The following is a 13,164-nucleotide window of genomic DNA, read 5'->3' as shown; positions in this document are numbered from 1 at the left end:
TGTAATTTATGTCATATTCAAAAAAAGTTCAAGAAGCAAGAATGTCTTTCACTTTTGATGATTTTCTTTTAACTCCTAATGCAAGTTATGTGGAACCTAAAGACATTGATACTAAAATTGAATTGGGTAAAGGAATTAAATTAAACATTCCAGTTTTAAGTGCAGCTATGGATACTGTAACTGAAGCTGACCTTGCAATTGCAATGGCACAACAAGGTGGTGTAGGAGTTCTTCACAGAAACATGTCACTGGAAAGACAAGTTGAAGAAGTTAAAAAAGTTAAGAATGCTGAAGATTTAACAATCCGTGATGTTATAACTATTTCTCCGGATTCCACTGTTGCTGAAGCTCAAGCATTAATGCGCAACGAACTCATTAGTGGATTGCCTGTTGTTGATGGTGATAAGATTATGGGAATTATCTCAAAAAGGGATATAAGACCAGTATTAAAATCCGAACCGTCCACAGCAATCAAGGATATAATGACTTCCGATGTAGTTACCGTTGAAGAAGGAGTCAGTGCTGAAGAGGCATTAAATGTTGCTTATGAAAATAAGGTTGAAAGACTTCCTGTTGTTTCTGACGGCAAATTGGTTGGAATCATTACTATCAAGGATATTTTAAACCAGGATCAATTTCCGAATGCAGCACGTGATAAAAACGGTGACTTTTTGGTTGCTGCTGCTTGCGGTCCGTTTGATTTGGACAGGGCAATGGCACTTGACCAGGCCGGTGCGGATATCATTTCAATTGACTGTGCTCATGCGCATAACATGAATGTGGTCAAATTCACTGAAACCATTAAAGATAATATTGATGCTGAATTATGTGTAGGTAATATTGCAACAGCCCAGGCTGCAGAAGACCTCATTTCCATGGGTGTCGATGCACTTAAAGTAGGTATCGGTCCGGGTTCAATGTGTACCACCCGTATTGTTGCAGGTGTAGGAGTACCTCAACTTACTGCTATTTCCGATGTTGCTGATGCTGCAGCCGACACAGGTGTTCCTGTAATTGCAGATGGTGGTATCAGATACTCAGGTGATGTTGCAAAAGCTATCGGTGCAGGTGCAGATGCGGTAATGCTTGGAAACTTACTTGCAGCTTCCCTTGAAGCTCCAGGAGATATTGTTGTAATGAACGGTAAACAGTATAAAAAATACCGTGGAATGGGATCCATGGGTGCAATGACCAGTGAGTTTGATGGCGGATCCGACAGATACTTCCAAGGCAACAAAAGTAAAATGAACCACACAAAATATGTTCCTGAAGGAATCGAAGGTGCAGTACCATACAGAGGAACAATTGCAGAAATCCTCTTCCAGTTGGTCGGCGGATTGAAATCCTCCATGGGATATTGTGGTGCAAAGGACATTGCTGCAATGAAAGAAAAAGCAAACTTTGTTAGAATTACAAGCAGTGGTATTAAAGAATCCCACCCTCACGACTTGTTAATTACTAATGAAAGTCCAAATTATCCAACTCTTGAATAGTTGGGTATTATTCATTATTATATTTTGATGGGAATCCAATAAAATAGTTGATTTATAGGGGGAAGTGTGTTCTCATCAAAATTATTTATATTTTATAGAAAAAATTATGTTTTTCTTGAATTAACTGATTTTAAGCAAACCTTTAAATATTAGATAATACTATATTATCATATTAGATAATTTTATGATTATTTTAGATAATCTATGTAAATTAAGCTAATTTACATTTAATTAAATTTTATTATTTACGGAGAGAATATAAATGGCAAGAACTAAAAAAGTAGGTATCACAGGTAGGTTCGGTGCAAGATACGGAAGAAAAGCAAAAAGATCTGTTAAAATCATTGAAGAAAACATGAAAAAAAATCATGTTTGTCCTAAATGTGATAGACCATATGTAAAAAGACAAGCTGCTGGAATTTGGAAATGCAGAAAATGTGGTGCAGTTTTCACTGGTGGAGCTTACATTCCACAAACTCCTATGGCAAAATCTGCAGCACGCAGTATCAGAGACATTAAAGTGGAGGAATAGACTTTGTATAGATGTCCACGTTGTGGAGCAGAAGTAGACCATAAAAGCTACATGGAAAATAAATGTCCTAAATGCAGATATAGGATTTTATTTAAAAATGTTCCAGAAACCACTAGAATCATAAAAGCAAGATAATTATCTGCTTTTACTATATTTTTTTACTATTTTTGATTTAAATGTTAATTTCAACTTCTAGAAAACCTTCTCAAAAAACTAGAAAATTCTGTAAAAATTTAGCACGTCTAACCGATTCAACCTCTGTAAACAGAGGCAAAATGAACATGCGTGAACTTCTCCTAAAGGCTCTGGAAGTTGACGAATTTAATCTGGCAATTGTAAATGAGATTAAAGGAAACCCAAGTAAAATAACATTCTATTCAAATAAGGGTGAAGTTTTGCTTGTCATTCTTATCAGTGTCGTATTGGAAAATGAAAAGCTTAATATGGCACCGTCCCAATTGAAAGTAGTATCAAAAATTGAAAGACTCAATGTTTTAAGTGACATTTTGGATTTGGATTTGGTGGACAATGCGGAAGATAACTATATACTTATCTCTGACAGCGATGATTTGGTAGCTAAAATTAATTTTATCAATAAATTCGGAGATAAACTCAATTTCCAAATAAACGTCAAAAAGATTTTAGAGGCAACACATGATTGATGAAACTCCTCTTGAATCTGTCAAAAGCAATATATGTGTAGAATTTGAAAGCGGCTCTCAGGCAAAGATAATTTATGACGCAATTCTTCTGGAGTTTGAAACCGCTCCGGATTTTAGATCATCCATGACAATAAAGCTGGATGAATCCAATATAATAATTGATATAGATGCTGAGGATTCCACATCTTTCAGGGCTTCTGTCAATTCTGCTATCAAATGGATTAAACTGGCATTGGAAATAAATAATTTAACAAATGAATAATATTTATAAAATAATTAAAAGGTGATATTATGGATATTCCTGAAAACATTCAACAACAATTAAATCAGTTTCAACAATTACAACAACAAGCTCAAGCTGTAAGCATGCAGGTTCAGAATGTTGAAATTCAAATTCAAGAAACTGAAAAAGCTTTAGAAGAACTTAAAAAAACCGATGAAAATACTGAAGTATTTAAACAGGCTGGAACTTTACTCATTAAAGTTGAATATGCTGATGCATTAGCAGAAATGGAAGACAAATTAGAAACTCTCGAGTTAAGAAAACAGACCATGGCCCGTCAAGAAGAAAGAGTCATGAAAAAACTCGAAGAAATGCAATCTACCATTCAAAATGCAATGCAAGGTATGGGCCAATAGGCTTAATACTTTCTTTTCTTTTTTTAGATTTACATGTCAAAACTTAAAAAACTGTCTCAGGATGACTTATCCGTTATTTCAGATGATTTCGGTGAAATATTGGAACGTGAAGTATCCAAAAACATTTCCACCAAGGAAGTTGAAGATTTGGATTTGGATATCATCATCAGCTATGAAGACGAACAGCTGGATGTAGATGTTGACGTCGGTGTCACTTTCGATGAACTTTCAGAAATTAATCAGGAACAGATTATGAAAGCCATTGACGGAGCATATGAGAAATTTGACTCATACATTGATGACAATTTCAGAGAATAGCGGTTCATTTTAACTGACTTTTGTCAGTCTGACTTTATCAATCAGATTTTATTAATTTTTATTTATTTGTGGAGTCCTAAAAATTTCAGTTTTATAATTTTTGAATTTTTTTAAACAAAATATTATATTTTTTTTAGATTTTTAAATTATGTTAATAATTTTGAGGTATTTTTTAAAAATTATTTTTTCAAGTCTACTTTAATTTTTCTAAAATAGAGTAACATTTATATACTATGTGACTAAACATAATAAGTGAGGTTAAATAACTGAAGTTATTTGCTCTAAATTGATCATTATTTTTATTATTCGAAATTAGGCTAAAAAACATTTTAGCTTAATTTTCCTCCATAAATTTTTTTATACTTTGTTATTCTAATTATTATCATGATTAAAAAAATACCAGTCATAGATTTAAAACAACACCAGGCCGTAAGCGGCAAATCCGGTATGAGAGATACTTACACACCATTAAACACTGTCTTTGCACCTTCAGCAAATCCTGTTGAAATAGCTCAGGGGTTGAAATTAAACGGTGCAGATGAAATGTATATAGCCGATTTGGATTTAATTGAATCAAATGGCCATAATATTAATGATGTAAAGATGGTCAACACAATTTTGCCTGTGATGTTTGACGGCGGAGTAAAGGATGTGGAATCCTTTGAATTTTTCATTGAATATGCATTCAAGGTCATCGTTCCCACTGAAACCCTCAAAAGCATTGAAGAGATGGAAATGATATTTGAAAAGTTTCCAAAAGAGAGAATTGTCGTAAGCGTTGACGTTAAAAACAATGAACTGTTATCTAAGAATTTCGATTTGACACTTAAGGAGTTTAAGGAAATCCTGAAGGTTTTAGACCCAAATGAAATAATTCTTCTTGACATTACTGGTGTCGGTACTGAAAAAGGATACAATGAAGAGTTACTCAATGAATTTGAGGACATGAAAGATAAGATAATAATGGCTGGCGGTCTAAACAAGGATTCACTTGCCGAGTTGGAATCACAGGGAATAAAAAAAGTCTTAATAGGCACAAGCCTGCATTCCGGGGAAGTTAAGCTTTTGGATTGAATGTTTAATACGTTAAGTGTTTTATAAGACATTTGGCTGCAGTTTTAAATTAACTTATAAACAACTGGGACGATATTAATCTAAAATCATGGTAATATATTTATTTATTCATTGACAGAATTTTAATTATAATTGTTAAGGTGATTTTATGGGATTTTTAGATAATCTATTTGGGAATGATAAGAAATTATATGAAAAGGTAATTGATAGAGATGGATATAATTATGAAACACGTCTTGAAACTGTCAGAAAAATAAAAGATCAAAAATTACTGATTGATATAGCAAATAATGGAAAACTTGAACATGGTATCATAGAGGTTGCCGAAAGTAAAATTGTAAATAAAAGACTGCTGAACAAATTCAAGGACTTTGATGAAAAAAATGCATATAATGTTGTAACTGACTCCTGGTATGATTATGATTTTCGTTTATTATATCTTGAGCTGATGGAAGATGAAAAGCTGTTAGCAGATATAGCGCTTAATCCAAATATAGAATCAGAGTTTGCTAGAATAGCTAAAAGTAAAGTTAAAGATAAATCATTATTGGATAAACCTCCTGTTAACAATCAGAAAACTGAAAATACAGAAACTACTTGCAGATATTACAAAGATGGAGTATGTGTGGCTGGAGGAATGGAATATTCATGCAGTGCAAATCCAAAATCCTTTGAAAGTTGCCATGTGTGGAAATTACATGCAAAAGGAGATATATCTGCAATATATTAAAGAATTTTTTCACATGAAATGTAATTGGTGAAATTTAAAAAATTAATTATGGGTTTTAAATAGGATTATTTGATGATTTCAAAACCTAATGAGTGAATATGGCTCGATGTAATATTTAAAGCAGAAAATTAATTAGATATCAAGAAATATTATTGATATTATATTTATTTGGAAAAAAGTTACTGAAAATTAATAGAAATATTCACTCAAATATCAAAAAAGTACAGTTTAATAAGTGTTCTAAACTAAAACGCTTAAAACCACATATGGGAATATGCAAGCTATAACAAATAATACAATTCCTAAACCTAATTTTGGTTTATCTTCATCTAAAGATCCGGAAATAATCAGTAATAATCCGAAAAATCCAAAGATTACTGGAAGAATATGTGAAAAAATTGTTGTTCCAACTATTGCCATTTCAAATCACTACTATAATTTTAATTCTTAAATTATTTAAACATAACTTAAAAAGTGATGTTTTTAGAAAAAATAATCTTTTTAATATTCAAAAAACATAATAAATGGTATGAGAATTGACACTCATCATCATCACAAAAAAGCCGGTGAAAACCTGGCTTTTGTGTTTTTTATGAATTTGGCGTTTAATATATTGGTAATCGTTGGGGGTCTTGCAACTAACAGTATGGCAATTTTGGCTGACTGTATTCATGATTTGTCCGATACGATTTCAATAGCTCTCGCATGGGCGCTTGAAAAGGTTGCCCAGAAGGACTCGACAGAAAAATATTCATATGGATATCAGAGATTTTCCATTCTTGGAGCTGTGATTATATCGGTTTTTGTAATCATCATGGCTTTTGTAATACTTAATGAAGCCATTCCAAGACTGTTTGCTCCTGAAAGCGTTGATGCTAAAGGAATGCTTATTGTGGCTGTTGTAGGAATTATATTTAAATCAATTTCAGTTTACAGGCTTCACGATGGTGAAACTTTCAATGAGAAGGCGATTCTTTTCCACCAACTTGGTGATGTTTTTGAATGGATTGCAATATTAATATTGAGTCTTGTTCTGATGTTTTGGGACGGTGCACCGTATCTGGATCCTTTCGTTTCAATAGGAATAGCTTTATGGCTAATATTTAACCTTGGAAGAAACCTCTACAAGTCAGTTGAAGTATTGCTTCAGAAAACTCCTGATTATTTTGATGTCGGTGAGTTTAAAAATCTGATTTTATCCATTGACGGTGTAAATGCAATTGAGGATTTTCATATATGGTCGCTTGACGGCATTGATTCTGTAATGACACTTAAAGTCGATGTTGACTTTGAAAAAAATGTTGAAGAGATTAAAAAGGAGATTTACGATATTTCAGGCAAATATCATGTTGTAGATATTACGATTGAACTGGATTAAACTAAATGTGAGGTTTTATTATGGTTGTAGTTATTCTTGGCCATCCCTGTCGTGATGAGATAATTATTGCTGGTGAAAAGTCACTTGAAGTAGGCGGACCAAGCTATTATCAGGCTCATGTGTTCCGGGAGCTGAGTTATGATGATTTTATGGTAGTATGTCATATGCCGGCGCATTTTTTCAATGTATTTCCTGCGGGAATGAGGGTATGCTCAGTAATAACTGAAGCTCACCACATATTTACCAACGAATATCCTGACAGGGATAATCCCGACATAAGAATCCAATCCTCGAATTTTCCTAAAATTCCAATAACAGTACCTCAAATTCAGGGTTTCATATCAGGTCTGAATGTTGATGCATTCATTGTAAATCCGCTAAATCCCTATGATTTTCCTTTAGAAACAATTGAATATTTAAAATCATTTGATGTACCTATTTACATGTCTCTTCAGGGATTTTTAAGATATAAAAACAAAAAGTCTTCCGGTTTGCGGCCAAATAAGCATATAAAAGAAATAGTAAGTGGTGTGCAGGCAGTATTTCTGGATGAAACCGAAGCGCAGTTTGTGCCTTTAGATGAGCTGGATGTAGGTGAGATTATAATTACAAACGGAAGCAAGGGTTCAAGAATTATTGGCGAAAGTGAAATAAAAATTGATGCAATTCCGTCAAATAATGTTGTCGATACTACAGGATGTGGTGATACTTTCATGGCGACATATATAATTCTTAAGTTGGAAGGCTATACGTCCGTGCAGGCGGCTAATTTCGCTTCTCAAATAGCCAGTGAAAAAACACACTACAAAGGACCCTATAAGACAAATAAATCATTTTGATTTTTCCAGGATTTCATATATTTTCAATTTAAGTTCATATAAACTTATTTTACTCAATTTTTTATGAAAATACTGATTTTTAATAACTTTTAGAAAACTTTATTAATATAATATATTATAATTATATATGTATCTTAAATTTTTTAAACACTACAAAGGGTCATCATGTTAAACAAATCATCAAATATAATCGAAAAGGAATTTAAAAATCTACGTAAGGAGCTATTGGATTTAACTTTAAGAAATCAACTTCTAAACTTTAAATCAAGAGCTAAAACTATCACTATAGTAAATCAGTCCCCTATAAATCTTTTTCAAACATTGGTTCTCCAAGAAAACAAAATGTATTTTGTAGCCAATAAAAAGGATAAAAAGGAAGACAAGTCATCAGTTTGGGATCACATTCCATTTGACTTTTCAAAGTTTTCAGAAGGGGACAAGAAATTAGCTACTGATTTGACTCCAAAAGAGCTCCAGAAAAGATTATATTATATCAACAACCAGGCAAAGACAATGCTTCAGGAGCAGGGTTACAACATTTTGTATCTGGCTGTTGGATTTCTGGAATGGAAGGACAAATCCAAACCGAGACAGAAAAACAAGGCTCCTTTAGTGTTGATTCCGGTTTCAATGGAGAGGAAAAAGGTTGGAGAATCATTCAATCTTGAATGGACCGGAGAGGATATTCAGACTAACATTTCACTTAAGGCCAAATTACTGGAAGCAGGAATAGAACTGCCAGATTTCCAGTTTAAAAGATATGGTGAAGTAATCGATCATTATATTGCAAGCGTTCGCCGTGCAGTCAGCAGAATGGATGGCTGGACAGTTAACAGCAATGTGGCCTTAGGTTTTTTCAGTTTTACAAAATTTGTAATGTATAATGATTTAAACCCTGAAGCATGGGCTGATAATGTCGATTTGACCAAAAATGAACTCATTCAGGCTATTTTTAATCCTGCAAAAAATGACCAGGAAGCTTTCAGGGAAGAGGATATCGACACTGAACTTGAATACAGAAGCATGTATCAGGTTTTAGATGCGGATTCATCCCAGATTGCAGCTATTCAGGACGTTAAGGCAGGACGTAATCTTGTTGTGGAAGGACCGCCTGGAACCGGTAAATCACAGACAATTGTGAATTTGATAGCTGAGCTTTTAGCCGAAGGCAAATCAGTTTTATTTGTATCAGAAAAAATGGCGGCACTGGATGTTGTAAAGGACAGACTGACAGGTGTAGGTTTAGGAAAATTTGTTTTGGAGCTTCATTCTCATAAAACCAGACGTAAAAAGTTCCTGAAAGACCTGCAGAAAGCAACCAATGTTCGTGCTCAGGAGCCATTAAACATTGACCAGACAATCCGTAAGCTGGAAACATTGCGCCGTCAGCTGGACGACTATTCTCAGATTATTCACAAACCTGCTTTTGCGGTTAACTTATCCCCATTCCAGTTATACGGTATGAAGGAATCTGCCGATGATCATTTTGCAAGAAAAAATGAAATAATGCCATTGGTGAGGTTTGAAAATCCCGAAAGCGTCACTTTAAAAGATTTGGATGATATGAAAATAGCTTTGGAAAACCTGGCTGAATTATACCAGACAATTTCAAAGGAAAATCCGTGGAGTAAATGCGCTCCGAAAAGTTTGCTTCCGGCGGATTTAAGGGAAATTGAAATGCTGATTAATGATTCCCTTCACAGTTTGGACAACTTTTTGGTGGAACGTGGAAGAGTTTATGACATTTACGGAATCAAAAAGCCTGACACTTTAAATGAGTTTCAAAATTCACTTTCAGCATTTGAAATTATCAAGTCCCAGAATGCCGAACTTATAGATGCAAACATCATAAAGTCAGGGGCATGGAATAATAACAATGACGATGCATTTAAATTAATTCAGGAGCTTGAAAGGTATCAGAAATATGCTCCTCTTTTAAATAAATTTAACCAACGTATTTTCCAGGCAGATATTGACAGGCTGATATATGAGTTAAGAAACATTTCCAACAAAAAGTTCAGATTCTTTAACAACAAACAGCACATCGAACTTGTCGAAAGGTATTATGCAGTGCCTGTACCTGGAAGCATTGATGAAATCGTAAGAGATTTGCAGGAAGCTAAAGCCGTAATTAAAATGAGAAAAACCTTGGAAGCAAACAATGCTTTAGGCCAGAAATACTATGGAGGATACTGGCATCTTAATGCAGATATCAATGACCTTAAAGCTATTGCTAGATGGATGCACGAGTTCAGCGCCCTTGTTCGTGAAGGAACATTTTCACAAAATACAATCGACTTGATGAGTAAGGATTTATTCGACTTTAAACCTGAAAGAGACCTTGCGGAGTATATCGATGCAGGAGAGGAATTTGTACGTGTTCTCTCAAGACTAAAAGATAAACTGAACCCAAGAAGCAAACTAATCTTTAAAAGGGAAACAGGTGATGTCAGTTTTGAAGCATGGCAGGAGCAGTTATACACCTGGAGAGGTCAGCTTTCAAGCCTTCATCTATGGTCACAATACCTTAATACCAAAAATGCACTTAAATCATCCAATGCAAAAATGTTTGTGGATTCCATTGAAAAGAGAAATATTAATAAATATGACATTGAAGCATTGATTGAAGGAAACTTTGCAGATTCACTTTTAAATATATTATTTGTAGAAAATCAGGAACTGGCAACATTTGTCGGAGAACTGCATGAAAACAGAATCCGTGAATTCAAGGATTTGGACAAAAAGATTTTAACTTTAAACAGAAAAAGAATCTTCCACAAATTGAACAGCAATATTCCAAAGATATTCGGAGGAACCGAAAACCCTCAGGCAAAAATACTTGCAGGGGAATTTACAAGAAAAAGCGGACACATGCCTGTTAGAAAGCTTTTGGAAAAAGCGGGAGGTATGATAAAACAGATTAAACCTTGTTTTATGATGAGTCCACTATCCATTGCACAATATTTGGATCCTACAAATGAGGAATTGCAGTTTGATGTAGTTATTTTTGACGAAGCAAGTCAGGTAAAACCTGAAGATGCTCTTGGAGCGTTCATGAGAGGAAAAACAGCTGTTGTAATGGGAGATACTCAGCAATTGCCTCCAACATCATTCTTTGACCAGATGTCTGATGCAGACAGTGATGAGGAAGAAGCGACATCACTTGACATGGAAAGTATTCTGCATCTGTGTAAACTGTCATTCCCGGTTAAAATGCTAAAATGGCATTACCGTTCACGCCATGAATCATTGATTACAGTTTCAAACAGGGAATTTTATGACGATGATTTGTTGGTTTATCCTTCACCTTCACACTCAGATCCTGAATTGGGATTGAAATTCAGATATAATCCTAACACTGCATATCACAGAGGATCATCTTCTGCAAACCCTCTTGAAGCTGAAGACGTTGCAGAAGAAATATTCAATCACTTTGAAAAATACGGAGATACAAAAAGTTTGGGTGTGGGAACATTTTCCGTTGCACAGAAAAACGCAATTCTGGAAGCCCTCGAGGTAAAACGTAAGGAAAGACCTGAATTTGAACCGTTATTCTCAGACAGTAAGGAAGAACGTTTCTTTGTTAAAAACCTTGAAACAATTCAGGGTGATGAAAGGGATGTTATTCTTATCAGTGTAGGTTATGGTTATGACCAGGACGGTAAAATGTCTTTAAACTTCGGTCCTCTTAACCAGGACGGTGGTGAAAGAAGGTTAAACGTACTGATTACTCGTGCAAGAGAGAAATGTGTTGTATTTTCAAACTTTAAAGCTTATGACATGAATCTGACCGCAAATCCTCCTTATGGGGTAAAATCTTTAAAAGAGTTTTTAGAATATGCAGAAAACCTTACATTGGGCACTCAGCATGCAGAGGCTCATACTAAAGAACCATTTGAAGATGCGATAGCCAGCTTTTTGGAAGAAAACGGCTATCAGGTAGACAGACAAATCGGTTGTGCCGGATTCAGGGTGGATTTGGCTATTGTTGATGATGAAAACCCTGGAAAATATATTTTAGGAATCACAACTGATGGAAAAATGTATTCTTCAAGCAAAGTGGCACGTGACAGAGACAGGCTTCGTGAACAGGTCCTTACAGGTCTTGGCTGGAAACTTTATCATTTATGGTCTACTGACTGGTACAGAAACAGGGATTTAGGCCGTAAAAAGCTATTGGAATATGTTGAAAAATCCATTCTCCAAACCCGTGAAGAAGAAAAACGCAGGTCCGAAGAAGAGAAAAAATTAGCTGAGAAAAGAAGAATTGAAGCTGAAAAGAAAGCTGAAGAATTGCGTTTGGCCCGTGAAAAAGAGGAAGCTGAAAGAAAAGCCCAAGAAGAAGCAGAAGATGAGATAAATCCGGAAGACATTGGTCCAAGTGATTTTGTTGAAGTCGAAAAAGTTGATGATGGGGATGTTTTAGAAAAACCGATTGATGTAAGTGAAATCGACCCGTCAGAATTCTTTGAAGATGATGACAAAACAGTTGCAAATGAGGAAAGTACTCAAAAACAAGCTCCTTCAGAATTTGTCAGCGTAGAGGAAAACGATGAAAAGCCAGAATTTAAAGAAGACCCTTCAGAATTTGTCGGTGAAGATTCTCTTGATGAAGCTGAAGATGATATAATTAATTCTGATAAAGTCGACAGTGAAACTAGCGCTGAAGTACCAATAACCGAGGAAGTAATCTCTGAAGATACAGTTGATGATGTAAGTGAAGATGTTGATGTTAAATCTGAGGATACTTCAGATGACATGGAGGTATGGGAATCACAGGAAGAAAATTCCAATCAGGATGACGATGCTGAAGTATGGGAATCAGATGATGACGTCTCTCCTGAAGATAATGCTGAAGTTTGGGAAAACGACAAGGATTATTCAGATGATGATGACGATTCAGACTCAATGTCATTCACACAAAGAATTAAATCTCATTTCCAGCATGACGATGATGTTTCAATTAAAAGTTCATTATCATCAGCACTTAAATTCGGTAAGGATTTAGGTCAAAATGAGGATTTAAATGAAGATATTATTAAAGATATCAAAGAAGAGGATTCTAAAAAAGAGACTGATGTAAAAGCTGAAGAAACTGTTGTTGATTTAGGTTCAGATGACGATTATATTTATGTAGACCACAATAATGATGAAACTACTGCTGATATCGAAGAAGACGACTTTGATGTTGAAGATTATGTCTCTCATGAGGAAATAACTCATGATAATGAAATAAATGACGATTTTGATGATGTTCCTGAAGAAGTAGTTGAAAATAAAGAAACTAAAAAACCAATTTTCAAAGATAAAGTCAGCTTTAAATCAGAAGTTGACATTGATTATGATAAGAAAGTTGAAGATGATTTTGATTCTCGTGATGTTAATGTTAATGTAGATGATGATTTTGATTCTCGTGATGTTAATGTTAATGTAGATGATGATTTTGATTCTCGTGATGTTAATGTTAATGTAGATGATGATTTTGATTCTCGTGATGTT

The 13,164-nt window shown here is 34.5% G+C and carries 13 protein-coding genes; 12 read left to right on the top strand and 1 reads right to left on the bottom strand.

Annotated features, from left to right (window positions below):
• Positions 1 to 8 precede the first annotated feature (8 nt).
• The 9 genes from guaB (at position 9) to IJL02_RS04790 (ending at position 5,448) form a co-directional block, all read left to right on the top strand.
• A complete protein-coding gene (gene guaB, locus IJL02_RS04830) occupies positions 9 to 1,493 on the top strand; it encodes an IMP dehydrogenase (RefSeq protein WP_292811285.1) in 1,485 nt (494 codons plus the stop codon).
• A 262-nt stretch (positions 1,494 to 1,755) separates the two neighbouring features.
• A complete protein-coding gene (gene rpl37A, locus IJL02_RS04825; RefSeq protein ID WP_292811270.1) occupies positions 1,756 to 2,025 on the top strand; it encodes a 50S ribosomal protein L37Ae in 270 nt (89 codons plus the stop codon).
• Positions 2,026 to 2,028: 3 nt separating this feature from the next.
• Positions 2,029 to 2,160 carry a DNA-directed RNA polymerase subunit P gene (locus IJL02_RS04820; RefSeq protein WP_082706360.1) on the top strand — a complete coding sequence of 44 codons (132 nt, stop codon included), beginning with the start codon at positions 2,029 to 2,031 and terminating at the stop codon, positions 2,158 to 2,160.
• 41 nt (positions 2,161 to 2,201) lie between these two features.
• Complete coding sequence (locus IJL02_RS04815; protein WP_292811254.1) at positions 2,202 to 2,687, top strand: Brix domain-containing protein; 486 nt, start codon at positions 2,202 to 2,204, stop codon at positions 2,685 to 2,687.
• Positions 2,680 to 2,949, top strand: a complete 270-nt coding sequence (locus IJL02_RS04810) for a KEOPS complex subunit Pcc1 (RefSeq protein WP_292811246.1) — start codon at positions 2,680 to 2,682, stop codon at positions 2,947 to 2,949. Before IJL02_RS04815 ends, IJL02_RS04810 begins: the two co-directional genes overlap by 8 nt.
• Positions 2,950 to 2,978: 29 nt before the next feature.
• Positions 2,979 to 3,326 (top strand): prefoldin subunit beta, encoded by a 348-nt coding sequence (locus IJL02_RS04805; protein ID WP_292811234.1) that lies wholly within the window; start codon positions 2,979 to 2,981, stop codon positions 3,324 to 3,326.
• Positions 3,327 to 3,359: 33 nt separating this feature from the next.
• Positions 3,360 to 3,644, top strand: a complete 285-nt coding sequence (locus tag IJL02_RS04800) for a DUF3194 domain-containing protein (protein WP_292811222.1) — start codon at positions 3,360 to 3,362, stop codon at positions 3,642 to 3,644.
• A 384-nt stretch (positions 3,645 to 4,028) separates the two neighbouring features.
• Positions 4,029 to 4,718 (top strand): HisA/HisF family protein, encoded by a 690-nt coding sequence (locus tag IJL02_RS04795; RefSeq protein WP_292811214.1) that lies wholly within the window; start codon positions 4,029 to 4,031, stop codon positions 4,716 to 4,718.
• A gap of 148 nt (positions 4,719 to 4,866) precedes the next feature.
• Positions 4,867 to 5,448 (top strand): hypothetical protein, encoded by a 582-nt coding sequence (locus IJL02_RS04790; RefSeq protein ID WP_292811208.1) that lies wholly within the window; start codon positions 4,867 to 4,869, stop codon positions 5,446 to 5,448.
• Positions 5,449 to 5,688: 240 nt separating this feature from the next.
• Here IJL02_RS04790 and IJL02_RS04785 read toward each other — a convergent pair whose 3' ends face one another.
• Positions 5,689 to 5,868 (bottom strand): hypothetical protein, encoded by a 180-nt coding sequence (locus IJL02_RS04785; RefSeq protein WP_292811200.1) that lies wholly within the window; start codon positions 5,866 to 5,868, stop codon positions 5,689 to 5,691.
• A 109-nt stretch (positions 5,869 to 5,977) separates the two neighbouring features.
• Between IJL02_RS04785 and IJL02_RS04780 the strand changes: the two genes are divergently transcribed.
• The 3 genes from IJL02_RS04780 to IJL02_RS04770 form a co-directional block, all read left to right on the top strand.
• Entirely contained in the window at positions 5,978 to 6,826 is an 849-nt protein-coding gene (locus tag IJL02_RS04780; RefSeq protein ID WP_292811187.1) for a cation diffusion facilitator family transporter, read from the top strand.
• A 20-nt stretch (positions 6,827 to 6,846) separates the two neighbouring features.
• Positions 6,847 to 7,665, top strand: coding sequence for a PfkB family carbohydrate kinase (locus IJL02_RS04775; RefSeq protein ID WP_292811172.1), 819 nt, complete (start codon positions 6,847 to 6,849; stop codon positions 7,663 to 7,665).
• A 165-nt stretch (positions 7,666 to 7,830) separates the two neighbouring features.
• Positions 7,831 to 13,164 (top strand): DUF4011 domain-containing protein (locus IJL02_RS04770; protein WP_292811162.1); only part of this gene is annotated, 5,334 nt, incomplete at its 3' end.

Origin of the sequence: Methanobrevibacter sp., from assembly GCF_017427765.1 — an archaeon.
In the GTDB taxonomy this organism is placed as follows: domain Archaea; phylum Methanobacteriota; class Methanobacteria; order Methanobacteriales; family Methanobacteriaceae; genus Methanocatella.
Note: the sequence above shows the minus strand (reverse complement) of the source record. Positions and strands in the feature narration are given on the sequence as shown.